We start from the raw sequence: 25,700 nt of genomic DNA, 5'->3' as shown, positions 1-25,700 counted from the left end.
TTGTTCTACCTCAGCTTCAGGGTGGCAAGGCCGACCAGTACGAGAATCACGGTGATGATCCAGAAACGGACGATCACGCGTGGCTCGGGCCAGCCCTTGAGTTCAAAGTGGTGGTGAATCGGTGCCATGCGGAACACGCGGCGACCGGTCAGCTTGAAAGAGGCAACCTGAATGACCACCGACAGGGTTTCCATCACGAACACGCCGCCCATGATGAACAGGACGATTTCCTGGCGGACAATCACTGCGATGGTGCCCAACGCTGCGCCCAGCGCCAGTGCGCCGACGTCGCCCATGAAGACTTGAGCCGGGTAGGTGTTGAACCAGAGGAAACCCAGGCCGGCGCCGATCAGCGCACCGCAGAACACGATCAGCTCACCTGCGCCCGGTACATAAGGGATCAGCAGGTATTCGGCGAATTTCACGTTACCCGACAGGTAGCAGAAGATCCCCAGCGCGCCGCCGACCATCACGGTTGGCATGATCGCCAGGCCATCGAGGCCGTCAGTCAGGTTGACCGCGTTGCTGGAGCCAACGATCACGAAGTAGGTCAGGACCACGAAGCCAATGCCGAGCGCGATGCTGGCGTCTTTGAACATCGGCACGATCAAGGTCGTTTCAACCGCGCTGGGTGCAGTCATATAAAGGAATATCGCCGCGCCCAGGCCGAACACCGACTGCCAGAAGTATTTCCAGCGGCTCGGCAAGCCACGAGAGTTTTTCTCGATGACTTTGCGGTAATCGTCGACCCAGCCCACGGCACCAAACAGCAGCGTGACCAGCAACACGACCCACACATAGCGGTTGTGCAGGTCTGCCCAAAGCAAGGTGCTGACACCGATGGCGGTCAGAATCAGTGCGCCGCCCATGGTCGGAGTGCCCGACTTGGACAAGTGCGATTGCGGGCCGTCATTACGGACAGACTGGCCGATCTGGCGGTTCTGCAACGTGCGGATCATCCATGGACCCAGGCACAGCGACAACGACAACGCGGTCAGCACACCGAGAATCCCGCGCAGGGTCAGGTACTGAAAGACCGCGAAGCCTTTGTAGAACTGTTGCAGATACTCCGCTAACAACAGCAGCATTAATGGTTCTCCCCGCTCGAACCGCACAAAGCCGCAACGACGTTTTCCATCGCAGCGCTTCGCGAGCCCTTGATCAAAATAGTGGTGTTTGTATCGTGTTCGGCGCCCAGCGCCGCGATCAGATCAGCCTGATTGGCAAAGTGACGAGCCTGTTCACCGAAGGCTGCGACGGCATGCGCCATCATCGGGCCAACGGCATAAAGCGCGGAAACCTTGCCGCTGGCGTACGCGCCAACGTCACGGTGCCCCTGCTCCGCCCACTCGCCCAACTCGCCAATATCTCCGAGCACCAGAATGGTGCGGCCGGAAAAGCCGGCGAGTATATCAACGGCGGCGCACATTGAGGTGGGGTTCGCGTTGTAAGAGTCATCAATTACGCGCATGCCATTGGTCGCCAGTTGCGCCACGGCACGGCCCTTGACCGGTTGCACCGCATTCAACCCCGTGGCGATACCGAACAGCGACACACCCAGAGCATGCGCGGCAGCCGCGGCGGCCAAGGCATTGGCAACGTTGTGGGTGCCAAGCAGGTTCAGTTGAACCTGTTCGACGCCTTGCGGACTGTGCAGCGTGAAGGACGGGCAACCGCGGACGTCTCGAGCCAGATCAGTGGCATGGAAATCGGCACGGCTGTCGTTCAGGGCAAAGCTCAGCACCTGACGACCCACGGCACGCTTCTTCCAGATATCAAACGCCTTGTCGTCGAGGTTCAGAACGGCGACGCCATCGGCGTCCAGCCCTTCGAGAATCTCGCCCTTGGCTTCAACGATTTTTTCCGGGCCGCCGAATTCGCCGACGTGGGCGGTCCCGGCGTTGTTGATCACGGCTACATGCGGCTTGGTCATGCCGACGGTGTAGGCAATCTCGCCGATCCGCGAAGCACCCAGTTCGATAACGGCTGCGGTGTGTTCCGCAGCCAGTTCGAGCAAGGTCAGCGGAACGCCGAGGTCATTGTTCAGGTTGCCACGGGTCGCCAGTACCGGACCGCGCGTGCGCAGGATGCTCGCGAGCATTTCCTTGACCGTGGTCTTGCCGCTGGAGCCGGTAATCGCCGCGACCGGATTCGAATACGCCGCACGATTCAGCGCGCCGAGTTCGCCAAGGGCCTGACGAGTATCCGTGACCAGTAGCTGAGGCAACGTGGAGTTCGTCACTTCACGCTCGACCAGGGCCGCGACCGCGCCTTTGGCAGCCACGTCATTCAGGTAGTCATGTCCATCGAAACGCGGCCCGGTCAGGGCAACAAACAACTGGCCCGGCTTGATCGCCCGGCTGTCGATGCTGACGCCATCGAAGCTGCTGTCGGCAGTCAGCAGGCGGCCGGCCAATGGGCCAGCCACTTCGCTCAATTTCAAGGCTTTAAGCATGGGCCACCTCCCACGCGGTCAAGGCACGGTCGGCCTCCACCAGATCGGAGAAGTCATGGCGCACGCCGTTGATTTCCTGGTAGTCCTCATGACCTTTACCGGCCAGCACAATCACGTCATCGGCGCTGGCGCTGGCGATCAACTGGGCAATCGCCTGGCCACGACCGGCGACGAATCGAACGTTATCCACCGCCGTGAAACCGGCGCGGATGTCGTCGAAAATCTGTGCAGGGTCTTCGCTGCGCGGGTTGTCATCGGTGACCAGCACGCCGTCAGCCAGACGCTCGACCACTTCGGCCATCAGCGGACGCTTGCCGCGATCGCGGTCACCGCCGCAACCGAACAGGCAGAGCAATTTGCCCTTGGCGTGTGGACGCAGGGCCATCAGGACTTTTTCCAGCGCATCCGGGGTATGGGCGTAGTCGACCACCACCAGCGGCTGAGTACCGCCGCCCAGACGCTGCATGCGACCGGCCGGACCTTCGAGTTGTGGCAGTACGTGGAGGATTTCATCCAGCGCGTAATCCAGACCGAGCAAGGCACCGACAGCGGCCAGTACGTTGCTCAGGTTGAAACGGCCGAGCAAGGCACTGCGTAAATGGTGTTCGCCCTGCGGCGTTACCAGTGTGGCGCGCACGCCTTCATCGTCGAACTGCGCTTCACGGCAATAGAGGTAGGCGCTGGCGTCTTCGAGACTGTAAGTGATCAGTCGCGACTCACCCTTTTCAGCCGCGAGTTGCCGACCGAACGCGTCGTCCAGGTTGATCACCCGGCACTTCAGATCGTTCCAGGCAAACAGCTTGGCCTTGGCCTCGCCATAGGCTTGCATGGTCCCGTGATAATCCAGGTGATCGCGCGACAGGTTGGTCATCACCGCCACATCGAACGCCAATGCCGTCACGCGCCCTTGATCCAGGCCGTGGGAGGACACTTCCATGGCCACGGCTTTGGCGCCGGCCTTTTTCAGGTCGGCCAGGGTTGCCTGTACTGCAATCGGGTTCGGCGTGGTGTGCAGGCCGCTTTCCAGTGCGCCGTAGAAACCGGTGCCCAGAGTGCCAACAATGCCGCAGTGCTGCCCCAACAGGTCCAGCGCTTGCGCGACCAGTTGGGTCACGCTGGTCTTGCCGTTGGTGCCGGTCACGCCAACCAGGTTCAGGTTACGGCTCGGGTCGCCATAAAAACGCCCGGCAATATCCGACAATTGCGCGGCCAGGCCCTTGACCGGAATCAGCGGCACATCGGTAATCGGCAGAACAGTCGCACCTTCGACTTCGTAGGCGACTGCGGCGGCACCACGTTGCAAGGCATCGGCAATGTGCGCACGACCGTCGAATTTAGCGCCTGGGACGGCCAGGAACAGGTCGCCCGCTCGGACATTACGGCTGTCCAGGGTTAGTTCGCGAATCAATAGATCACGGTCAGCGTGGGCGAAAATCTTGTTCAGGCTAAGCGACATCAGCCACGCCCTCCATTGGCTTTAACAGGGGTAACCGGGGCCGCGTTGGCTTGCTGGGTGGGCGGCAGGTTGTCCGGTGTGATATTCATCAGACGCAGAGTCCCGGACATCACCTTGCTGAACACCGGAGCCGAAACCAGACCACCGAAGTAACCGGCCTTGCTCGGTTCATCAATGACCACGACGATCGCGTAGCGCGGGTCGCTCATGGGACCAAAACCTGCGAACAGCGAGCGGTAGGAGTTCTCTGCGTAGCCTTTGGTGCCCACCGATGTCTTACGTGCAGTACCGGACTTGCCAGCGACGTGATAGGCCGGCACTTGCGCACGGAATACGCCGCGCGGCGCCTCGATCACCTGCTGCAACATGCCCTGCATGGTTTTCGCCACGGCTTCAGGAATCACTTGAGTAGTTTGCGCGGCCTTGTCAGTCTTGATCAGGGTCAGCGGTGCGATACGGCCGTTGTTGGCCAGCGCCGAGAAGGCGTGGACCAGCTGAATGGCGGTCACCGAAATGCCGTAGCCGTACGACAGCGTGGCCGTCTCGGCCTTGCGCCATTCGCGGTAGTTCGGCAGGTTGCCGACGCGCTCGCCCGGGAAACCCAGGCCGGTGTCCTGGCCGAGGCCGACTTTCTGCGCAAGACGGAAAATCGTTTCGCCGCCGATATCGAAGGCGACCTTACTCATGCCGACGTTACTGGAGTTGATCAGAATGCCGGTCAGGTCAAGCACCGGGCCTTCGGTCTTGGATACGTCCTTGATGGTGTATTTACCAATCTGCAAGCTGCCCGGGTACACCTCGACGGTGTCGCTCGGTTTCCAGCGGCCGGTTTCGATCGCGGCACTCATGGAGATCGCTTTCATGGTCGAACCCGGTTCGAACACATCGATCATCGCGCGGTTACGCATCATCGCCGGTTGCAGGTTGCGACGGTTGTTCGGGTTGTAGGTCGGCTGGTTGACCATGGCGAGAATCTCGCCGGTCTTGACGTCCATGATCACCAGGCTGCCAGCCTTGGCGCCGTTCTCGATGATCGCGTTGCGCAGCTCGCGGTTCGCCAGGTATTGCAGACGCAGGTCAATCGACAACGCCAAGGGCTTGCCGGCCTTGGCGTTTTTGGTCACTTGAACGTCTTTGATCAGTCTGCCGCGCCGGTCCTTGATGACCTGACGCTTGCCAGCGACACCAGCCAGCCATTCGTCGTACGCCAACTCCACGCCTTCACGCCCGTGGTCATCGATGTCGGTAAAGCCGACCATGTGCGCAGTGACTTCGCCGGCCGGGTAGAAACGCCGGAACTCTTCGATGCCGTAAACGCCCGGCACTTTCAGATCGAGCGCGACCTGGCCCTGCTCGGGGGTCAGCCCGCGCACCAGATAGATGAATTCTTTATTCGCCTGGGCTTCAAGTCGCTCGGCCAGGACTTTAGGGTCTTGGCCCAGCACCATCGCCAGTGCCGGCCACTTTTCCTTGGCCAGCTGCATTTCCTTGGGGTTGGCCCACAGGGTGGTGACCGGCGTGCTCACGGCCAACGGCTCGCCGTTACGGTCGGTGATCAAACCACGGTGAGCCGGGATCGGGATGTGTCGAACACTGCGCGCATCGCCCTGACCAATCAGGAAGTCACGGTCGATCACCTGCAGGTCGACAATGCGCCACGCGATGGCAACCACCATGACACCCAGCAAGCCAAGCACCACGCGAAACCGCCACGGAAAGAGTGCCCCTTCGAGTTTCATCATGGCGCCACCATCCGTACTTCAGCGGCGCCGGGAATGCGCATCTTCAGTTGTTCAGTGGCCAATACTTCGATACGGCTGTGAGCGGTCCAGGTGCTCTGCTCAAGAATCAACCGGCCCCACTCTGCCTGCGCCTTGTCGCGCACACTCAACTCGTTGTACAGCGAGTTCAGCAGTTGACGGTTCCAGTGAGCGCTATAGGAAACTCCGATCGCGGAGACCAATACGGCAATAAATAGCAGCAGCATGAAAAAGCTTCCGCCTGGAAGTGGCTTGGCGAAGAGCTTGCTCACCGAAGTTTCTCCGCGACACGCATGACGGCGCTACGGGAACGAGGGTTGGCTTTGAGTTCGGCTTCGCCAGCGAACTGCGGTTTGCCATGAATCTTGATTTTCGGCACAAAGGCTTCGAAACGTACCGGCAGGTTGCGCGGCAGGTTGTCGGTTTCGCCCTTGACCAGTTTGCGCATGAACTGTTTGACGATGCGGTCTTCCAGCGAGTGGAAGCTGATCACCACCAGGCGACCACCGACTTCGAGAGCTTCAAGCGCGGCTTCGAGGCCGGTCTCAAGATCGCCCAACTCGTTGTTGACGTGAATTCGCAGGCCCTGGAACGCGCGGGTAGCCGGGTTCTTGCCCTTCTCCCAGGCAGGGTTGGCGACTTTCAGGACTTCAGCCAGATCGCCAGTGCGCTCGAAGGGCTTGATATCGCGGCGCTCGGCCACGGCACGGGCCATACGACCGGAGAAGCGCTCTTCGCCGTACTCCTTGAACACGCGGGCAATTTCTTCGACGGGTGCGGTATTGACGAACTCTGCCGCACTGATCCCGCGAGACGGGTCCATGCGCATGTCCAGCGGGCCGTCATTGAGGAAGCTGAAGCCACGTTCCGGGTCGTCGAGCTGTGGCGAAGACACGCCCAGGTCGAGCAGAACGCCGCTGACCTTGCCGGCCAGACCGCGTTCGGCAACTTCCGAACCGAGCTCGGCAAAGCTGCGCTGCACAACGACAAAGCGGCCGTCTTCGGCCGCTAGCGTTTGCCCGGTGGCAATCGCCTGAGGATCTTTGTCGAACCCCAGCAACCGACCATCGGGTCCAAGCTGGCTGAGAATCAGGCGGCTATGCCCGCCGCGCCCGAACGTGCCATCCAGATAGCAGCCATCAGGGCGTACGGCGAGAGCCTCAACGGCTTCGTCAAGCAGTACGGTGATGTGGTTAAAGCCGCTATCAATAGTCACAGGATCAAATCACGCAGTTCATCAGGCATAGCGCCCGGTTGTTGAATAGCAGCCAGGTCAGCAGCAGAAACCGCATCCCAGGCATCCTCGTCCCACAATTGGAACTTGTTCAGTTGGCCTACCAGCATCGCGCGCTTATCCAATTTGGCGTATTCGCGCAGACGCGGTGGAACCAGAAAACGACCACTGCCATCGAGCTCGAGGTCGACGGCATTACCAATCAGCAAACGTTGCAAACGACGGTTCTCTTCGCGAAGCGAAGGCAGTGCGCGCAGTTTGGTTTCAATCAGCTCCCACTCATCGAGCGGGTAAACACATAAACAAGGATCAACGGCATCAATTGTGACAATTAACTGCCCGGAACTTCGCGAAACGAGCTCGTCACGATACCGGCTCGGCATGGCGAGACGGCCTTTTGCATCGAGACTGATAGCGTTAGCTCCGCGAAACACGTCAGCGTTTCTCCAAATTTTAGCGTTTTACGCTTAAAAAACCCACTTCATGCCACTTTCCGCCACTTGCGCACACTATAGGAATGCGCCCACCACACCGTCAAGGCACGGATTGAAGGAAAACCCTTACAGATCGGAGATTTAGCGCTGTAAAAGAAGGGGTTACGAGTATTTGGCGGATGATTTTGCTCAATAACTTGAAGCAGCACTGAAGGCTACGTTCAGAAGTTAAAGTGATTTGTTAAGAGTAAGATTTTTTCGGTATTACAAAAGCGCTTCTGCTATTGATTCAAGCAGGGAGGGTAATCGCCACTACATCAATGCCTCTGCTTGGGGCTCAGCAGATGGCCAACCAGTATTACCACGTCCTTCCGCCAAAGATTCAAGCCGAAGGAACAAAAAGGTGGAGAGTCGATCTATAAGCCGGGTTCTGTCTTGAACAGTCATTCGTCTACGATGGCCATCACTGGACATCTTTAGCAACCTACCCGGTCCCAGCGCGGGCCACGCCTTGGGACCCTATTTGGTCTTGCTCCAAGTGGGGTTTACCTAGCCACGAACTGTTGCCAGTCGTGCGGTGCGCTCTTACCGCACCTTTTCACCCTTACCGGCACCGAAGTGCTTAGGCGGTTATTTTCTGTGGCACTTTCCGTAGGCTCACGCCTCCCAGGCATTACCTGGCACTTCGCCCTATGGAGCCCGGACTTTCCTCCCCCCCCTAATTTTCATAGAGGGCAGCGACTGTCCAATCGACTCTCCGCCGCAAAGGTTAACGGCAGAGAGCCCGAAGAACAAGCGATAAAAGCCTTTTGCCGCTCTACAACCCGCGTTTTTACTCGCCTTTCTGTTTATCCAGGGCCACCTGGTAGAGAACGTTCTTGCGCTCACCGGTAATTTGCGCCGCCAACGCCGCAGCACGCTTGAGCGGCATTTCCTCGAGCAGCAGATTGAGAATACGCATCGCCTCGCTACTCACCGCCTCCTCACTCTCAGGCGCCGACCAACCAGACACCAACACCACACACTCGCCGCGCTGCTGATTGCTATCGTTCTCGACAAATGCACGCAACTCGGCCAACGGCAGCCCCTTGAGGGTTTCGAAGGTTTTGGTCAGCTCGCGAGCGAGCAGCGCCGGACGCTCAGGACCAAATACCAGCTCCATGTCCTGCAAGCATTCGAGAATCCGGTGTGGCGCTTCGTAAAAGATCAGCGTACGCGGCTCTTCCTTTATGGACTCCAGGCGCGCACGTCGCCCCACCGCCTTGGCCGGCAAAAAGCCTTCGAAGATGAACCGGTCGGATGGCAACCCCGCCGCAGACAACGCCGCAATCAGCGCGCAGGCACCGGGAACCGGCACTACATTGATACCTGCCGCCCGCGCCTGACGCACCAGGTGATAACCCGGATCAGAGATCAGCGGCGTTCCCGCATCGGAGATCAGCGCGACATTGTCACCAGCCAGCAAACGCGTGATGAAGCGACTGCCTTCATCGCGCTCATTGTGCTCATGACACGCCGCCAGCGGCGTGGCGATCCCGAAATGTTGCAGCAACCGCAAGGAGTGACGAGTGTCTTCAGCCGCGATCAACGCCACGTCACGCAAGATTTTCAGCGCCCGCGCACTGATGTCATCCAGGTTGCCGATGGGCGTCGCCACCACATAAAGCGAGCCAGCAACGGAATTCAAAGCACCTGGAGCAGTCAAAGCGCACACCTCATGATCGGTAAAACCGGCATTGTAGCGCGTAGAAGTGCCTTGAATACGCGCAGCGATCATCTTGCTCCACGCCCTTTTGTTGATCGCCGTAACATTTACACGACCTAAATTGAAGGTTTCACGCCAGTAACATCGCGCCCCGGCCAGCGCTTGGGTACAATTCCACGCTAATTTGATCGAGTATCAGGAACATTACATGATCGCTTGCCTGCGGCTGTTCTCTGCCCTCTGCCTCGCTGCTCTGTTGGCGGCTTGCGCCAGCTCGCCCTCCTCCAGCCTTGGCGAACTTCCACGGACTGCGGATGCCAGTATCGAGCAATTGCTCGAACAGGCCGCCACCAGCAAAACGCCGGAGAAGGCCGCCTTGTTGCGCCTGAGCGCGGCAGACCTGGCCTACCGCCAGGGTAATGCCGGCCAGTCGGCACAAATCCTTCAGCAGGTCCCAATGGACCAGTTGAAACCCGGCCAACAGGTATACGCCAGCACCCTGGCCGCCGAACTGGCGATGACTCGCAACCAGCCCAAGGCAGCACTGACCGCCTTGAGCCATCCGAGCCAGCAACACCTGAGCGAGATGCCGGTCGAGCAGCAAGTACGCACTGGCACCGTCCATGCGCGCGCCCTTGAAGCCGACGGTCAGACCCTGGCCGCCGCCCGCGAACGCATCTTTATCGCCCCACTGCTCAAGGATGACGCGGCCAGCAAAAACCACGAGGCCATCTGGGCACTCATTGCGTCCTTGCCGGCCGATCAACTGCAACCCATCACCACCGACGACCTCGGCGGCTGGATGAGCCTGGCCGTGGCGGTGAAAAACGCCGCTACGCTGGAACAGCAGCAGGCCGCCATCGACAACTGGCGCGCCCAGCACCCTAAACACCCTGCTGCACTTGTGCTGCCACTGCCCTTGACCAAACTCAAGGAACTGGCCAGCCAACCGATCAGCAAGATCGGCCTGCTGCTGCCGCAAGACGGTCCACTGGCGTCGGTCGCCAAGGCACTGCGCGAAGGTTTCATGGCCGCTCACTACCAGGCTCAACAAGCCGGGCAGAAGCCGCCTGCCATCGAGTTCTATGACAGCTCGCACCTGACCTCGCTGGACGACTTCTATCGCAAGGCACAAGCCGACGGCGTGCAACTGGTCATCGGCCCGCTGGAAAAACCGCTGGTCAAACAACTCAGCGCTCGCCCGCAACTGCCGATCACCACGCTGGCGCTGAACTACAGCGAAGGCGAGCAAGGACCAGCCCAACTGTTCCAGTTCGGCCTGGCTGCCGAAGACGAAGCCCGCGAAGTTTCCCGCCGGGCACGCGCCGACGGCCTGCACCGCGCCGCTGCCCTGGTGCCGAAAGGCGAATGGGGCGATCGCGTGCTTAAAGCCTTCCGCCAGGACTGGGAAGCCAACGGCGGCACCGTCGTGGGCATTGAACGCGTTGATCAGCCAGTGGCCCTGGCCCAGCAAATCGCCGACCTGTTCCAACTGCGTCAGAGCGAAGGTCGCGCCAAGAGCCTGCAAAGCACCGTAGGCTCGCAGGTCGCTGCACAGCCTTCGCGCCGCCAGGACATCGAGTTCATTTTCCTCGCCTCGACACCGCAGCAAGCCCAGCAGATCAAGCCAACGCTGAACTTCCAATACGCAGGTGACGTACCGGTTTACGCCACGTCACACGTATTCAGCGCCAGCGGCGACCAGAACCAGTACAACGACATGAACGGCGTTCGCTTCTGCGAAACCCCATGGCTGCTGGACGCCAACGACCCGCTGCGCAGACAAGTGACCGCTCAATGGCCGCAAGCTGCGGGCAGCCTGGGCCGCCTTTACGCAATGGGCGTCGACGCCTATCGCCTGGCGCCGCGCCTGGGCCAACTCAAGGCACTGCCAGACAGCACCATCGAAGGTCAGTCGGGCACCCTGAGCATGACCTCGTCGCAACGCGTTCAGCGTCAACTGCCATGGGCACAGTTCATCAATGGCCAGGTTCAACGCCTGCCTGATACGCCGCGCTGATGCCCGACAGGTCACGCCAACAAAGTGGTCGAGATGCTGAAAGCCAGGCGCTCAAGCATCTCCAGCAACAAGGTCTGCGCCTCCTGGCGCAGACCTTGTTGTGTAAACGCGGCGAGCTTGATCTGGTCATGCTTGACGGCGATACAGTAGTATTCGTCGAAGTCCGCTACAGACAAAACACCCAATGGGGTGGCGCGCTCGGCAGTATCGATGCGCGCAAGCGTCAGAAATTGATACTCGCCGCGCAGTATTTTCTGCAGCGCGAGTCGCGCTGGGCCAACTCCCCCTGCCGTTTCGACGTGGTTGCCATAGACGGCAGCGCGGCTCATTTGAACTGGCTAAGGAACGCCTTTGACAGCTGACTGCTCAAAGGCAAGGCCGATCTTCACTCAACACTTTTGCTCTTTGCTTTGCGGGCCGCACATTGCTGTGCCACCAAGCCGCGCTACTTAAGGTCACACAGATGGACATGCAATCGCGAATTCGCCAGCTTTTTCAGGCCAGTATCGATACCAAGCAACAGGCGATGGACGTACTTGCACCGCACATCGAGCAAGCCAGCCAGGTGATGGTCAACGCCCTGCTCAACGAAGGCAAAATGCTCTCGTGCGGCAACGGCGGTTCAGCCGGTGACGCACAACACTTCTCCTCCGAACTGCTCAACCGCTTCGAGCGCGAACGCCCGAGCTTGCCGGCGATTGCACTGACGACCGACAGTTCGACGATCACCTCGATCGCCAACGACTACAGTTACAACGAAATCTTCTCCAAACAGATCCGCGCGCTCGGCCAACCCGGCGACGTGCTGCTGGCGATTTCCACCAGCGGCAACTCGGCAAACATTATTCAAGCGATCCAGGCAGCACATGATCGCGAAATGATTGTCGTAGCATTGACCGGACGCGATGGCGGCGGCATGGCATCGCTGTTATTGCCCGAAGACGTCGAAATACGCGTGCCGGCCAATGTCACTGCACGTATTCAGGAAGTCCACCTGCTGGCGATCCACTGTCTTTGCGACTTGATCGACAGCCAACTGTTCGGGAGTGAAGAATGACCCTTAATCGCCTTGGCCTTCTGGCCTTGACTCTAAGCCTGGGCATCAGCGGTTGCAGCTCGGTACTCACCGCGACCCGCGAAACCCCCATTGAAGACGATCGCGGCACTCGCACCTTCGGCAGCAAGATCGACGATTCCCTGATCGAAACCAAGGTCGACGTGAACGTGGCCAAGGCCAGCCCGGGCCTGGCCCAGGGCTCGCGCATCATCGTCACCAGCTTCAACGGTGTGGTGCTGCTCGCCGGGCAAACACCAAGCCCCGACCTCAAGGAACTGGCCGGTCAAGCCGCCGCTGCGGTTCAGCGGGTAAAAACCGTGCACAACGAACTGCAAATAATGCAGCCTTCGTCGATACTGGCCCGCAATAACGATGCCTGGCTGACCACCAAGATTAAAACCCAGATGCTCGCCGACGCCAGCATCCCGGGCTCGCGCATCAAGGTCGTGACCGAGAACGGTATCGTCTACTTGCTGGGGCTGCTGACCAAACAGGAAGCCGAACAGGCCACCAACCTGGTGCAGGGCGTTTCTGGCGTACAGAAGATTGTGAAGCTGTTCGAGTACATCGACTGATACCTGCCGCGCCCCTGCCGGAGCACGGCTGCCGGCGATGGCGTCCTTGAGGCCGCCATCGTGAGCAAGCCTTGCTCCTACAGACCTACAGAAGTGCAGGCACAAAAAAGGCGACCGTTGCAGGTCGCCTTTTTTATTACTTCACTACCTTCAGGCTTGGCCTGCCGCTTGGACGCGGTGGCTCGCTGTCGGGTGGTGGAAGATCATCATCCGGCTCGATCTCTTCCTCGTCTTCCATAGGCGATTCCAGATCGAACACCATGCCCTGACCGTTCTCCCGGGCGTAAATACCGAGGATCGCAGCGATAGGCACGTACAGCGTATGCGGCACGCCACCGAAGCGCCCTTCAAAGCTGACCGCATCATTATCCATGTGCAGATGGCGCACCGCCGCAGGCGATACGTTCAGGACAATTTGTCCGTCGCTGGCAAAGCCTTGCGGCACCTGCACCGACGGATACTCGGAATTGACCAGCAGGTGCGGGGTGCAATCGTTGTCCACAATCCACTCATAGAGCGCGCGGACCAAATAAGGTCGACTGGAGTTCATAGCGGCTCCTTAAGCCTCAGCGCATATCGCGTTCGACACCAGACAGACTCGCCTGGAAAGCCTCACGCGCAAACTGGCGCTCCATGTAATCAAGCAGCGGCTTGGCAGGCCGCGGCAGTTCAATACCCAGAATCGGTAAGCGCCAGAGTATTGGCAGTAGGCAACAATCCACCAGACTTTGTTCCTCACTCAAGAAAAACGGCTTGTCGGCGAACAGCGGCGAAACGCCAGTCAGGCTCTCACGCAATTCCTTGCGAGCCTGCACACGTGCCGGCTCCTTGGTCCGCGAATCCAGAATCAGATCCACCAGAACACACCAGTCACGTTGAATACGGTGAATCAGCAGACGACTATTGGCACGCGCCACCGGATAAACCGGCAGCAACGGTGGATGCGGGTAACGCTCATCCAGATATTCCATCACCACGGTCGACTCCCACAACGCCAGGTCACGATCGACCAGGGTGGGCAAGCTGCCGTAAGGGTTCACTTCGATCAGCTTTGGCGGCTGACGGCCCGCCTCCACACTGATGATCTCGGCGCTGACACCCTTCTCTGCCAGTACGATACGCACTCGGTGGGAATAGTGGTCGGCGGGGTCGGAGTAACAGGCCAACCGATTGGTCACGCCCATGGCGGTCCTCCTCGCTTGTAGAAATTATCGGGAGCGGAAAAACGCGCGCGCCCAAAGGGCGCCTCCCGTAACGTCTGGATGACCAGACTCGTTACACGTTCAGAGACGCCCTTGGGCGCGCGCGATTAACAGCAATTACTTAAAGCTTTATCAATGCACGTCTTTCCAGTATTCACGCTTGAGCAGGTAAGCGAATACGAAGAAGAACGCCAGGTACAGCAACACATAGGTACCGATGCGCTGATGCTGCAGCTTCACCGGGTTGGCCGAATAGGCCAGGAAGGTCACCAGATTCTTGACCTTCTCGTCGAACTGCTGCTCGTTCAGAGCACCGGTTTTTGGCACGATGGTCAGCTGATCGCACGCTTCATGAGTCAGCGGCGTGCCGGTCAGAGGATCATACTGCTTCTTGCCGCCTTCGACGATTTGAACTTGTTTGCAGCCTACCACCTGACGACCCTGCAGGCCGACCAGAACGTTAGGCATACCGACGTTCGGGAACACCTTGTTGTTCACACCCCAAGGACGAGTCGGGTCTTCATAGAACGACCGCAGGTAGCCGTAGAGCCAGTCAGTACCACGAACGCGAGCCACCAGCGTCAGGTCGGGCGGCGCAGCGCCGAACCAGGACTTGGCGTCTGCCGGCTGCATGCCGATGCTCATGTGGTCACCGATCTTGGCGCCCGTGAACACCAGGTTCTTCAGCATCAGATCGTGAGGAATCCCCAGATCGTCGGCAACGCGCTCATAGCGCTGGAACTTGGCACTGTGGCAACCCATGCAGTAGTTGGCGAACGTACGCGCGCCATCTTGCATTGCCGCTTTATCGGAGACGTCGATATCGACTTTTTCGAGCTCTGGACCGCCGTGCTCGGCCGCGAAGGACAAGACAGGCAACGCAGCAAGAATCAGTACAGCAAATAGCTTTTTCATCAGCCAGTCACCCTTTCCGGAACCGGTTTGGTCTTCTCGAGCCTGGTGTAGAACGGCATCAGAATGAAGTAGGCGAAGTACAGGAAGGTACAGACCTGCGACAGCAACGTACGTTCCGGGGTAGGCGCCATGACGCCCAGCCAGCCAAGAATCACGAAGGAGATGCAGAACACCCAGAGCCAGATCCTGCTCAGCCAGCCCTTGTAGCGCATGGACTTGACCGGGCTACGGTCGAGCCAGGGCAGGACGAACAGCAAGGCAATCGAAGCACCCATGGCCACAACACCCAGGAGCTTGTCCGGAACCGCACGCAGAATCGCGTAGAACGGGGTGAAGTACCAGACCGGGGCAATGTGTTCCGGAGTCTTGAAGGCGTTCGCCACTTCGAAGTTCGGCTTCTCGAGGAAGTAACCGCCCATTTCCGGGAAGAAGAACACGATCGCGCAGAAGATGAACAGGAACACCACCACGCCGACGATATCTTTCACGGTGTAGTACGGGTGGAAGGCAATGCCGTCCAGCGGTACGCCGTTTTCGTCCTTGTGTTTCTTGATGTCCACGCCGTCCGGGTTGTTCGAGCCGACTTCGTGCAGCGCCAGAACGTGCAGCACCACCAGACCGAGAATCACGATCGGCAAGGCCACGACGTGCAGGGCGAAGAAGCGGTTCAGGGTGATGCCCGAAATCAGGTAGTCACCACGGATCCACTGGGTCAGGTCATTACCGATGACCGGGATCGCACCGAACAGCGAGATGATCACCTGGGCGCCCCAGTAGGACATCTGGCCCCACGGCAGCAGGTAGCCCATGAAGGCTTCAGCCATCAGCGCCAGGTAGATCAGCATGCCGAAGACCCACACCAGCTCACGCGGCTTCTGGTACGAACCGTAGAGCAGGCCACGGAACATATGCAGGTAAACCACGATGAAGAACGCCGAAGCGCCGGTGGAGTGCAGCAGACGCAGGATCGAGCCGTACTCGACGTCGCGCATGATGTATTCGACGGAGGCGAATGCCTCTTCCGCCGACGGGGTGTAGCTCATGGTCAGCCAGACACCGGTTACGATCTGGTTAACCAGAACCAACAGTGCCAGGGAGCCAAAGAAATAGAAGAAGTTGAAGTTCTTCGGGGCGTAGTACTTGCTGAGATGGTCTTCCCACATTTTAGTGGCAGGAAAGCGCGCATCAACCCAATCCATGAACTTGCTCATCACGCTTTCTCCGTATCGACGCCGATGACAATGATGTCGTTCGACTCATAGGAATGCGGGGGAACTGGCAGATTCAAAGGCGCGGGTTGCGACTTGAAGACGCGGCCAGCCAGATCGTAGTGGGAACCGTGGCAAGGGCAGAAATAACCACCTACCCATTTCGGGCCGAGATCGGCGGGCGCTACTTCTGGGCGGAAGGTCGGAGAGCAACCCAAGTGCGTGCAAATACCGATCAGCAGCAGAACTTCCGGCTTGATCGAGCGCGTCTTGGGGTCCACGTAAGTTGGCTGTACCGAATTCTTGGAGTCTGGATCAGAGAGGTCACCCTCGATCTTTGCAAGATTCCCCAAAATCTCCTGCGTACGGCGGACGATGAATACCGGCTGACCGCGCCATTCAGCAATCATCTGCTGACCTGGTTCGATTTTGCTGACATTCACTTTCACCGGTGCACCTGCGGCTTTCGCCTTGGCACTGGGAAACCATGACCCCACGAACGGGACCGCAGCCCCCACCGCTCCTGCAGCACCCACCACGGATGTGGCTGCTACCAAGAAGCGACGCCGGCCTGCATTCACGCCGTCATTGCTCATTCAGTCCTCTCCCATCAGCTTTGTGGCCTGTTAAATCAGGCATCTACTAAGTAAAAATCTGAACTTATAAAAATTTTGCAGAATGGTAATGAAAAGCCCCAGTTCTGACAAGGTAATTACCATCCAGGGTCAGCGCCAAGCCTTGTAGTATAGGGGCTCTACGGATGTGGCAAGTTGTCACATCATAAATCTTTAAGCAAAAAAAACGCCCAGCTCCGCGAGGAGACTGGGCGCTTTGAACGCGAAAGCGAATTAACGCTTCGAGTACTGCGGACGCTTACGCGCTTTACGCAGACCAACTTTCTTACGTTCAACTTCACGTGCGTCACGAGTAACGAAGCCGGCTTTGCGCAGAGCACCGCGCAGAGTTTCGTCGTACTGCATCAGAGCGCGAGTGATACCGTGGCGGATTGCGCCAGCTTGACCACTTACACCACCACCGATCACGGTGACGTAGATGTCGAACTTCTCGACAGTCTCAGTCAATTCCAGCGGCTGACGAACTACCATGCGGGCAGTTTCGCGACCGAAGAAATTATCCAGGGAGCGGTTGTTGATGGAGATGTTACCAGTGCCCGGACGCAGGAAAACGCGTGCGGTTGCGGTCTTGCGACGGCCAGTGCCGTAATTTTGAGTCGCCGACATAATGAACTATTCCGTTAAAACTTCAGTTCTTGGGGCTGCTGAGCAGTATGAGGGTGAGCAGCGCCCGCATAGACTTTCAGCTTACGATACATGTCGCGACCCAGCGGGTTCTTAGGCAGCATGCCTTTGACCGCGGTCTCGATCACGCGCTCAGGGGCTTTAGCGATCAGCTTTTCGAAGTTGATCGACTTGATGCCGCCCGGGAAACCGGAGTGGGAGTAGTAGATTTTGTCGGTGGTTTTAGCACCGGTCACACGAATCTGCTCGGCATTGATAACGACGATGTAGTCGCCGGTGTCAACGTGAGGAGTGTACTCAGGCTTGTGCTTGCCACGCAGACGGCTCGCGATCTCGGTGGCCAGACGACCCAGGGTCTGACCAGCAGCGTCGACGACAAACCAGTCGCGCTTTACTGTTTCCGGTTTAGCAGTAAAAGTTTTCATTCTTTATAGCCTCAGGGGCCGCCCTGTAAATTTAGACGGCGGATCTTACTGAATAGTGCGTACTTTGACAAGTCAAAGGCAGCCGGGTACAGACGCTATCGGGGGCTCGGGTCGGCGCGTCCGTTCAACGGCAAGATTCTTCGGCAGGCGGCGCATCACTTCCACTGCAGAAAGAGGTGCGCAATTATGCAGATTGCGAAAAAAAATTCAACCTGCTTTTATGATTGTTTTCCGCCAAGGACTACCCGATGGACTATCGACAGCTGGGCCGTACCGATCTGAACGTGAGTGCAATCTGCCTCGGGACCATGACCTGGGGCGAGCAAAACAGCGAGGCAGAGGCTTTCGCACAGATTGAACGAGCCAAGAGCGCCGGGATCAATTTCATCGACACCGCCGAGATGTACCCGGTGCCGCCCAAAGCCGAAACCTACGCCACCACCGAACGCTACATCGGCAATTACTTCAAGAGTCGTGGCGATCGCGCCGACTGGATTCTGGCGAGCAAGATCGCCGGCCCCGGCAACACCATCGACTACATTCGCGGCGGCCACCTCAAACACAACCGCGAACACATCGTCCAGGCCCTGGACGCCAGCCTCAAGCGCTTGCAGACCGACTATATCGACCTCTACCAACTGCACTGGCCGGAGCGCAGCACCAATTTCTTCGGTCAGCTGGGCTACACGCACAAGAGCGAAGTCAACCTGACCCCGCTGGAAGACACCCTCGAAGCACTCGACGAACAGGTCAAGGCCGGCAAGATCCGCCACATTGGCCTGTCCAACGAAACGCCGTGGGGCACCATGAAGTTCCTCGCGCTGGCCGAAGCCCGCGGCTGGTCGCGCGCGGTGTCGATCCAGAACCCCTACAACCTGCTCAACCGCAGCTTTGAAATCGGCCTGTCGGAAATCGCCATCCGCGAACAATGCGGGCTGCTCGCCTATTCGCCGCTGGCGTTTGGTTTTCTGTCCGGCAAGTACGAAGGCGGGGCGCGTCCGGCAAAAGCTCGCCTGAGCCTTTACAGCCGCTTCAGCCGCTACTTCAACCCGCAGTCGGAAGTCGCGTGCAGCCGTTACGTGGCACTGGCCCGTGAACACGGCCTGGACCCGGCACAAATGGCCCTGGCGTTCGTGACCCGGCAATCGTTCGTCACCAGCAACATCATTGGCGCGACCACGCTGGAACAACTGGACAGCAACATTGCCAGTTTCGACCTGAAACTATCGGATGAAGTGCTGGCGGGGATCGAGGCGATTCACAAGGATCACCCGAACCCGGCACCGTAACCTGCACTGATCGTTCCCACGCTCCGCGCCCGCGTCTGAATCTGACGCAGAGCGTCACGGGATGCATTCCCACGCAGAGCGCGGGAACGATCACGCGGCATTACAGCGACCGCGCGATGATCTCCTTCATGATTTCATTGGTCCCGGCATAAATCCGCTGCACCCGCGCATCCGCCCAGGCCCGGGCGATCGGGTATTCCCACATGAAACCGTAACCGCCATGCAGCTGCACGCACTCGTCGAGCACCTTGCATTGCAGGTCGGTGCCCCAGTATTTGGCCATCGCCGCCGTCGGCACATCGAGCTTGCCTTGTAAGTGCAGCTCCAGACAGCGGTCGACGAAGACCCGACCAATCTGAATCTCCGTGGCCATCTCCGCCAGTTTGAAACGGGTGTTCTGAAAGTCCGCAATCGCCTTGCCGAACGCCTTGCGCTCGCGGGTGTAATCCAGGGTCCACTGCAACGCCGCCTCGGCTGAGGCCAAACCGCCGATGGCGACCGTCAGACGTTCCTGCGGCAATTCCTGCATCAGATAGGCGAACCCCATCCCGGCCTGCCCCAAGAGGTTTTCCTTGGGCACACGAACGTCCTGGAAAAACAGCTCCGAGGTGTCCTGCGCCTTCATCCCGACCTTCTCCAGGCGCTTGCCCTTTTCGAAGCCCGGGGTGTTCGCCTCCACCAGAAACAGACTGGTGCCCTTGGCCCCGGCCTTGGGATCAGTCTTGGCCACGACAATCACCAGGTCCGCGAGAAAGCCGTTGGTGATGAAGGTTTTCGAACCGTTGATCACGTACTCGTCGCCGTCCAGCAGCGCTGTGGTTTTCACCCCTTGCAGGTCGGATCCGGCGCCCGGCTCGGTCATGGCAATCGCAGTAACCATTTCACCCGAAACCAGTTTCGGCAGGTATTTGTGCTTCAGCACTTCACTGCCGTAATGCAGGATGTACGGCGCCACAATGTCCGAATGCAGGGAAAAGCCGATACCGGTCAACCCCAGTCGCCCCACCTCTTCGATCACCACGGCGCTGTAGAGGAAGTCCGCATCGAACCCGCCGTACGCTTCCGGCAGATGGGAGCAGAGCATCCCCGCCTCCCCCGCCTTGTTCCACAGCGTGCGATCGATGTAGCCCTGTTTTTCCCACTGCGCATGAAACGGCACGGCTTCTTTTTCGAGGAAGGTTCGTACGCTGTCGCGAAACAGCTCGTGCTCGGAACTGAACAAGGTTCTGGGGATCATCGGGGCACCTGTGGTTATTGTGGGTCGCTATTGAATCCATGAGCCTAAGCCTCCAGTTGATAACAGGACACTGGACACATCAGACAAAAAATAAGACGATCCAGCCGCTTGGTGACCACTTTCCCCTATAAGAATAAATTGAATATGTCTATCCAACTCTCCACGCCCCTGCGGCGCGTCAGCATCCTGGCAATCGATCGGGTTTTTGCTTCTACCCTCATGCAAGCCAAGGATTTCTTCCATCTGGCCAGCCTGCGTTACGGCAAACAACTGGGCCACGGCCTGACCCCGGCGTTCGAAACCCGCCTGGTCAGCCCCGACGGCAAACCGGTCAACAGCTTCAGCGATGTGATCATGCCGGTGGATGGCGGCCTGGAAAACGCCGACATCATCATCCTCCCGGCGTTCTGGGACGATTTCGATACGCTCTGCAAGCGTTATCCACAGGTGCTGCCGTGGCTGCGCGAGCAACACGCACGCGGCGCGGTGCTCTGCGGTGAAGCCACCGGAGTGTTCTGGCTCGCCGAGGCGGGCTTGCTCGATGGCAAGGAAGCGACCACTTACTGGCGTTTCTTCAACGCCTTCGAAGAGCGCTTCCCCAACGTTCAGCTCAATCAGGACAAGCACCTGACCGACGCCGACAACCTGTACTGCGCCGGCGGCACCACCTCGGCCTGCGACCTCTACATTTATTTGATCGAGCGCTTCTGCGGGGCCAACGTGGCCCAGGCCGTGGCCCGCGACATTCTGTATGAAGTGCAGCGCAGTTATTCGCCAGGGCGCATCGGCTTCGGCGGACAGAAGCTGCACCAGGATGTGATCATCCTGCAGATCCAGCACTGGCTCGAAGAGCATTTTGCCGACAAGTTTCGCTTCGAAGACGTCGCCCGCGAACATGGCATGAGCATCCGCAACTTCATGCGGCGCTTCCAGACCGCCACTGGCGACAAGCCGCTGCACTACCTGCAACGGTTGCGCATCGAAACCGCCAAAGGCCTGCTGTCCGCCAGCCGCAAAAGCATCAAGACCATCAGCTATGAAGTCGGCTACGACGACGCGAGCTTCTTCGCCCGGCTGTTCCGCCAGCACACCGAGTTGTCGCCGAACCAGTATCGGCAGCAGTTTCAGCAAGCGGCGTAATCACACAGCCGATCGTCCCACGCTCTGCGTGGGACGATCGTGCGCAAGGCGAACCCGACTTTTCAATACCGCCCGAACTGCTGCCGGTACTCCAGCGGAGTCAACGCTGTCAGTTCCTTGAACATGCGCCGCAGGTTGGAGTCGCTGCTGAAACCCAATTCAGCACTGATCGTGTTGACCGCTGCGGACGTGAGGATCAGGCGCTCGCTGACCTGATTCAGCTTGATGCAGCGAGCATAGGTCGCAACGGCGACACCGGTTTCGCTGCTCACCTTACGCGACAGGGTGCGTTCGGACATGCCGAGCTGCTCCGCCAACCGCTGCACGGTTATCTGTTCGGCCGGCAACTGCTCAACCAGTGCATGCAACTGGCGCAACAGCTTGCTCGATTGCTCAATCAAACTCATGGCCACAAAGGCGCTATGCGCCTGGGCCGGGCGCGCAAGCACCATCAGCTTGGTGAGATCGCGAAACACTTCCGCGCTGACATACCGCTCGATCAAGGCCTGAGCGATGGGCAAGTAACCGTTCACACCCGACGCGGTAGCCGTCCGTTCGTTAATGATGCTGTGACGTTCGCTTTGCCACTTCACGGCTTTATGCCGCTGCACCATGACGTCTGCCAGCCACCACGTCACCGTTGCTGGCTGACCGTCCAGCCTCCCGCTTGCAGCCAACAAACAGACACCCGTGCAATAACTCCACAACTGCTGTTTCTTCGAGCGTGCCGACAAAGCCGAGACCAAAGAGGCATTGGCGGCCAACGTATCACCAACCTGCTGTGCCGACTCGGCCCAAAAACCGGGGATCAATAGCGCGTCAATGTCAGCCTCCGCCAACGCGCTGCCCACCTGTAATGACAAGCCTTGAGCGCATTCAACCGTACCGGCCTGCATTGCAACGAAGCGTGTTTCAAAGAACACCCGCGAAGCACGACGATTGGCGGCGTGCAGCAAATCGGCAAATGCCAACAAGCCCGCTGGCATGCAACGAGGGAAAAGCAGCAAGCCGATTCGAAGAGGTGGCGTCATGGCTGAAATCGAATTAATTATGTCCGGGCCTGCCATTCTGTGGTGCAACGCGACTGGACACAATGGCGCTTCTTCCCAGAGGAATCGCCATGAAGATTCATCAGCTACGCAACGCGACAATTATTGTCGAGCTCGGCCCTCATCGCATCTTGGTCGACCCGATGCTGGCGCGAAAACACGCACTTCCACCCTTGCGCATTTTCAGCGCACGAGACCGCAACCCTCTGGTCGAGCTACCCGACTCGGCCATGGCCGCACTGGAGTCCGTCACTCATTGCCTGATCACCCATTGCCAGAAAGGACACTTCGACCATCTGGATCGCGCCGCGAAAAAGTGGCTGCGCGAGACTCGAACTCCGGTCATCTGCACACCGCACGACGCCGCCCATCTGGCCGAACATGAGTTGAATGTGCAGCCCTTACCGGCCGATCACGAGCAACCGAGCGCGTTCCTCGGCGGCCAGATCCGCACGATTCGCTGCACCCATGGGCGGGGACTGGTAGGCAAGATGATGGAGCATGGCGTGGGCTATTTGATTGAAATGCCTGGCGAGCCCAGCCTCTACCTGACGGGCGATACGCTGCTCACGCCTGCCGTTCAGGCATTCGTTGCACGGCATCGGCCAGACGTTTCGGTGGTACCGGCAGGCGGTGCGCGATTCGATTTGGGTGGGGACATCATCATGGGGATTGATGAGGTGCTGGCATTCACTCGGCAGTCTTCAGGCACAGTGGTCGCCAATCACCTTGAAGCGCTCAGCCACTGCCCGGTGACACGCCAGTCGTTGGCCAATGCCGCCCGACAGGCCGGCATCGAGTCGCGCCTGCTGATCCCGAACGACGGGGACCTGCTGGAATTCCCGGCCCCGGCGGTGCAATGAAGGCGCGGTTGACCCAAGGAAAGGGTCAACCATGCCTTATGTGGACCGTTACGGCTTGTGCGCCCGCGCCAGGAACTCGTGGGACTGCATTTCCAGCAGACGGCTGAGGAGCGGCGCCTGCTTCAGAAGCTTTATGTAACTAACAATTCAAACTCGACATTGCGATCTAAACGCAACACCTCGCTTCGCGAGCCTTTATCCTACGAGTAAATCGGAAACCAGAGTGATGGATAACTCAGATTTACACTTGTTAGCCGACTGTTCAAGACTTCAACATACATCCCTGCAAACAAAATATGCACACATCAGGGAAGATCAACAATGACCATCGGCTCTAGTTACAACTACCCCTCACATATTGCTAAAGATATTACTCGAACAAAGCGCTCATCGAACAACAAGTGGAGCGCTCGCTTTCCGAACCCGCCAGACTTATGTTTTGACTATCGAGCATTGGTAGAACAAGAAAACGGCATCGCAAACGCGCCCAACCCACATCATAAAATATGCATCATTGGTGCAGGTGTGACTGGGCTCACTGCCGCCAGGGAGCTTTATCGTTGCGGCTTTACCAATATAACGCTTATAGAACAATCCAAACGCATAGGCGGCAGACACCTTACAATCCCCGGAAGCCGAAACTCCGTAAAAAGTCATACTCCCTTTGAAATGGGGGCGATGCGCATGCCTTTCTTCAACACAGCAGACGAACCGCCTAAAGAAGGTAAGTCTCTGATGGCTTACTACGCCAAGGAGTTTGACTTGGCTATTTCAGACTTCCCAAATCCCGGAAGCCAGTGGGTAACGTCGACTGGCATCTATCTTCGAGAAGGAAGCATGGGAGGCAGCGCTACTCCACAGATGTTGATATGGACAAATGAAGACGGCATGACACCACCTCCTGGCGAGGAGCTTCAACGGGTTTACGCCAAGTGGAAAGCATTTGCTGACCGCATGACCCGCCGCGTAGCAGAGGTTTATGCCAGCCAACGGTGGGAAGCCATGTGGGCTGGTATCGTCAAGAAATACGAGGGCATTTCTTTTCGTGACCTGGTCAGCATGCCAATAGTAGACGCTTGGCATGAAAGCTCGCCAGGAGACTTCGGCGGGATGGGAATGTCCCCGGACGAGTCCGCCATTTTCTATTCGATAGGCATCGGTGACGGTAGCTGGGGCGCCTTCTACGATGTCTGCTCGCTTTATCCCCTGCGTACGGCAATTTTTGGATTCAGCAGCCAACTGCAACTGATTCATGGCCGAGTGGACGCGACCGGTGAACCGATAGCCTCACCACACCTGCACAGCGAAGCCGTTTTTGACTCCAAGGGGCTGGTTTTCGACAGACCTCGCTATATCGGGCTCGCCTCTTTGGATGAATGCCTGTTATTCATGAAAACAGACGAAACCGGAAAATCCTTCTACGAACACTGCCTTGAGCGCAGTAATGGTTTCCTCACGGACTCGTCCGTCACAAAACTGAAAAAACTGGACAATCAAAAAATACGCGTCTACTACAACTGGAAATCGAGCCACCCCGGGCAAACTCAGGAATTATTCGACGACTTTGATTCAATCATCATGACCCTTCCCTCATGGCTGATCGAAACTCGAATCAAGCTCGAGGACTTCAATCAAGAAATGCTTCCATTCGAAACGATCAATGCCTATAAAACCGCTCACTGGGAAACCAGTTGCAAAGTCTATGCACCATTAAAAAAATCATTCTTATCAAAAAACACCAAAATCCCACAAGCCATAGTCACAGACAGTTTCATTCACGACATTTATACCTATCGCTATAACGACAACTATAATTATGACTGCATCCTTCTGAGTTACACATGGGAGGATGACGCAACCAAACTCGCGTCCTTCACTGACAAAGAGCTGGTTACGAAATGCGCAAAAGAGCTTGATCGAATCCTTATGAACTCCGCCAATATCCAGGAAAAAATCTCTCCCTATATTGGCATTGATCAAGCAGTCGTCCAACGCTGGATGACCGATAAAAATGCTTTGGGGTGTGCAAAGTTGTACAGGCCCGGAACCTACTACGACGCAGTGGGCTTGATGAAGTACAACAGAGATTTTTCACATATTTCTGGCCTCTATTTTTCTGGCGAGTCTTTTTCAGTCGATGCCGGCTGGACAGAGCCTTGCTTTCGAGGTGCCGTCGATGCAGTCATTCATATCTGCAATAAAACCGAAGCTACATTCAATGGCGGATTTACCATGAGTGACTATCCAGAATACAAACTCAGGACCTGACCTAGACTTTCCCCGCTAAAAGAGTCGATGCACGCTGTGTATTGGCTCAACCTTGTTCATCTTGGGAAAAGGACTACACGCTTAACGGAAGCCGCTGACTTTCGCTCACTCACCGGTTCAACTCTTATAAACGCACAACTACACAGGTT

General features: G+C 58.0%; 25 protein-coding genes and 1 other RNA gene. 8 read left to right on the top strand and 18 right to left on the bottom strand.

Annotated elements, in window-relative coordinates; all coding sequences use genetic code 11:
* Nucleotides 1-5: 5 nt before the first annotated feature.
* From mraY to rsmI, 9 genes are all read right to left on the bottom strand, one after another.
* On the bottom strand, nt 6-1,088 hold the full coding sequence (gene mraY / locus AABM55_RS04870; RefSeq protein ID WP_054595712.1) for a phospho-N-acetylmuramoyl-pentapeptide-transferase: 1,083 nt from the start codon (nt 1,086-1,088) through the stop codon (nt 6-8).
* Entirely contained in the window at nt 1,088-2,455 is a 1,368-nt protein-coding gene (murF, locus tag AABM55_RS04865; RefSeq protein ID WP_347928955.1) for a UDP-N-acetylmuramoyl-tripeptide--D-alanyl-D-alanine ligase, read from the bottom strand. The genes mraY and murF overlap by 1 nt, the downstream gene beginning before the upstream one ends.
* The gene (locus AABM55_RS04860) at nt 2,448-3,911 is read right to left on the bottom strand and encodes a UDP-N-acetylmuramoyl-L-alanyl-D-glutamate--2,6-diaminopimelate ligase (protein ID WP_054595710.1); all 1,464 of its coding nucleotides are present in this window, start codon (nt 3,909-3,911) and stop codon (nt 2,448-2,450) included. The genes murF and AABM55_RS04860 overlap by 8 nt, the downstream gene beginning before the upstream one ends.
* On the bottom strand, nt 3,911-5,650 hold the full coding sequence (locus tag AABM55_RS04855; RefSeq protein ID WP_216741349.1) for a penicillin-binding protein 2: 1,740 nt from the start codon (nt 5,648-5,650) through the stop codon (nt 3,911-3,913). Before AABM55_RS04855 ends, AABM55_RS04860 begins: the two co-directional genes overlap by 1 nt.
* Complete coding sequence (gene ftsL, locus AABM55_RS04850) at nt 5,650-5,943, bottom strand: cell division protein FtsL (RefSeq protein WP_054595708.1); 294 nt, start codon at nt 5,941-5,943, stop codon at nt 5,650-5,652. Before ftsL ends, AABM55_RS04855 begins: the two co-directional genes overlap by 1 nt.
* The gene (gene rsmH / locus AABM55_RS04845) at nt 5,940-6,881 is read right to left on the bottom strand and encodes a 16S rRNA (cytosine(1402)-N(4))-methyltransferase RsmH (RefSeq protein WP_102667287.1); all 942 of its coding nucleotides are present in this window, start codon (nt 6,879-6,881) and stop codon (nt 5,940-5,942) included. The genes ftsL and rsmH overlap by 4 nt, the downstream gene beginning before the upstream one ends.
* Before the next feature lie 2 nt (nt 6,882-6,883).
* Nucleotides 6,884-7,339: a division/cell wall cluster transcriptional repressor MraZ gene (gene mraZ / locus AABM55_RS04840; RefSeq protein WP_019693566.1), complete on the bottom strand. Its 456-nt coding sequence runs from the start codon at nt 7,337-7,339 to the stop codon at nt 6,884-6,886.
* A 403-nt stretch (nt 7,340-7,742) separates the two neighbouring features.
* An RNA gene (gene rnpB / locus AABM55_RS04835) (RNase P RNA component class A) lies at nt 7,743-8,096 on the bottom strand.
* A 75-nt stretch (nt 8,097-8,171) separates the two neighbouring features.
* Nucleotides 8,172-9,044, bottom strand: a complete 873-nt coding sequence (gene rsmI, locus AABM55_RS04830; protein ID WP_054598243.1) for a 16S rRNA (cytidine(1402)-2'-O)-methyltransferase — start codon at nt 9,042-9,044, stop codon at nt 8,172-8,174.
* A 208-nt stretch (nt 9,045-9,252) separates the two neighbouring features.
* Here rsmI and AABM55_RS04825 point away from each other — a divergent pair, with 208 nt between their 5' ends.
* From AABM55_RS04825 to AABM55_RS04810, 4 genes are all read left to right on the top strand, one after another.
* Nucleotides 9,253-11,064, top strand: a complete 1,812-nt coding sequence (locus AABM55_RS04825) for a penicillin-binding protein activator (protein ID WP_347928954.1) — start codon at nt 9,253-9,255, stop codon at nt 11,062-11,064.
* Nucleotides 11,064-11,426 carry a YraN family protein gene (locus tag AABM55_RS04820; protein ID WP_347928953.1) on the top strand — a complete coding sequence of 121 codons (363 nt, stop codon included), beginning with the start codon at nt 11,064-11,066 and terminating at the stop codon, nt 11,424-11,426. The genes AABM55_RS04825 and AABM55_RS04820 overlap by 1 nt, the downstream gene beginning before the upstream one ends.
* 101 nt (nt 11,427-11,527) lie before the next feature.
* Nucleotides 11,528-12,121, top strand: a complete 594-nt coding sequence (locus AABM55_RS04815; protein WP_007904374.1) for a phosphoheptose isomerase — start codon at nt 11,528-11,530, stop codon at nt 12,119-12,121.
* Nucleotides 12,118-12,696 carry a BON domain-containing protein gene (locus AABM55_RS04810; protein WP_103319122.1) on the top strand — a complete coding sequence of 193 codons (579 nt, stop codon included), beginning with the start codon at nt 12,118-12,120 and terminating at the stop codon, nt 12,694-12,696. The genes AABM55_RS04815 and AABM55_RS04810 overlap by 4 nt, the downstream gene beginning before the upstream one ends.
* Nucleotides 12,697-12,832: 136 nt before the next feature.
* Here the strand turns inward: AABM55_RS04810 and AABM55_RS04805 are convergent, their stop codons facing one another.
* The 7 genes from AABM55_RS04805 to rplM all read right to left on the bottom strand — a co-directional run bounded on the left by AABM55_RS04805 (nt 12,833) and on the right by rplM (nt 17,705).
* Nucleotides 12,833-13,246: a ClpXP protease specificity-enhancing factor gene (locus tag AABM55_RS04805; RefSeq protein ID WP_054595704.1), complete on the bottom strand. Its 414-nt coding sequence runs from the start codon at nt 13,244-13,246 to the stop codon at nt 12,833-12,835.
* A gap of 16 nt (nt 13,247-13,262) precedes the next feature.
* Nucleotides 13,263-13,880 (bottom strand): glutathione S-transferase N-terminal domain-containing protein, encoded by a 618-nt coding sequence (locus AABM55_RS04800; RefSeq protein WP_019693572.1) that lies wholly within the window; start codon nt 13,878-13,880, stop codon nt 13,263-13,265.
* Between the two features lie 150 nt (nt 13,881-14,030).
* Entirely contained in the window at nt 14,031-14,813 is a 783-nt protein-coding gene (locus AABM55_RS04795) for a cytochrome c1 (RefSeq protein WP_054595703.1), read from the bottom strand.
* A complete protein-coding gene (locus tag AABM55_RS04790; RefSeq protein ID WP_054595702.1) occupies nt 14,813-16,024 on the bottom strand; it encodes a cytochrome bc complex cytochrome b subunit in 1,212 nt (403 codons plus the stop codon). Before AABM55_RS04790 ends, AABM55_RS04795 begins: the two co-directional genes overlap by 1 nt.
* Nucleotides 16,024-16,617: a ubiquinol-cytochrome c reductase iron-sulfur subunit gene (gene petA / locus AABM55_RS04785; protein WP_019693575.1), complete on the bottom strand. Its 594-nt coding sequence runs from the start codon at nt 16,615-16,617 to the stop codon at nt 16,024-16,026. Before petA ends, AABM55_RS04790 begins: the two co-directional genes overlap by 1 nt.
* Nucleotides 16,618-16,869: 252 nt before the next feature.
* A complete protein-coding gene (gene rpsI, locus AABM55_RS04780; RefSeq protein ID WP_002555064.1) occupies nt 16,870-17,262 on the bottom strand; it encodes a 30S ribosomal protein S9 in 393 nt (130 codons plus the stop codon).
* Nucleotides 17,263-17,276: 14 nt separating this feature from the next.
* Nucleotides 17,277-17,705, bottom strand: coding sequence for a 50S ribosomal protein L13 (gene rplM, locus AABM55_RS04775; protein ID WP_019693576.1), 429 nt, complete (start codon nt 17,703-17,705; stop codon nt 17,277-17,279).
* Between the two features lie 248 nt (nt 17,706-17,953).
* Between rplM and AABM55_RS04770 the strand changes: the two genes are divergently transcribed.
* Nucleotides 17,954-18,994 (top strand): NADP(H)-dependent aldo-keto reductase, encoded by a 1,041-nt coding sequence (locus AABM55_RS04770; RefSeq protein WP_103319117.1) that lies wholly within the window; start codon nt 17,954-17,956, stop codon nt 18,992-18,994.
* 100 nt (nt 18,995-19,094) lie between these two features.
* Here AABM55_RS04770 and AABM55_RS04765 read toward each other — a convergent pair whose 3' ends face one another.
* On the bottom strand, nt 19,095-20,249 hold the full coding sequence (locus tag AABM55_RS04765; protein ID WP_177474901.1) for an acyl-CoA dehydrogenase family protein: 1,155 nt from the start codon (nt 20,247-20,249) through the stop codon (nt 19,095-19,097).
* Nucleotides 20,250-20,474: 225 nt separating this feature from the next.
* On the opposite strand from AABM55_RS04765, the gene AABM55_RS04760 reads away from it, so the two are divergent.
* Complete coding sequence (locus AABM55_RS04760; protein ID WP_173859988.1) at nt 20,475-21,371, top strand: GlxA family transcriptional regulator; 897 nt, start codon at nt 20,475-20,477, stop codon at nt 21,369-21,371.
* A 62-nt stretch (nt 21,372-21,433) separates the two neighbouring features.
* Here the strand turns inward: AABM55_RS04760 and AABM55_RS04755 are convergent, their stop codons facing one another.
* On the bottom strand, nt 21,434-22,402 hold the full coding sequence (locus AABM55_RS04755) for a helix-turn-helix domain-containing protein (protein WP_347928952.1): 969 nt from the start codon (nt 22,400-22,402) through the stop codon (nt 21,434-21,436).
* A gap of 89 nt (nt 22,403-22,491) precedes the next feature.
* On the opposite strand from AABM55_RS04755, the gene AABM55_RS04750 reads away from it, so the two are divergent.
* Nucleotides 22,492-23,283, top strand: coding sequence for an MBL fold metallo-hydrolase (locus AABM55_RS04750; protein WP_054595697.1), 792 nt, complete (start codon nt 22,492-22,494; stop codon nt 23,281-23,283).
* Nucleotides 23,284-23,604: 321 nt separating this feature from the next.
* Nucleotides 23,605-25,551, top strand: a complete 1,947-nt coding sequence (locus AABM55_RS04745) for an FAD-dependent oxidoreductase (RefSeq protein ID WP_347928951.1) — start codon at nt 23,605-23,607, stop codon at nt 25,549-25,551.
* Nucleotides 25,552-25,700 lie beyond the last annotated feature (149 nt).

It is taken from the genome of Pseudomonas helvetica (assembly GCF_039908645.1).
Lineage (GTDB): Bacteria > Pseudomonadota > Gammaproteobacteria > Pseudomonadales > Pseudomonadaceae > Aquipseudomonas > Aquipseudomonas helvetica.
The sequence above is the reverse complement of the archived record's forward strand: the minus strand, read 5'-3'. Positions and strand labels throughout refer to the sequence as shown.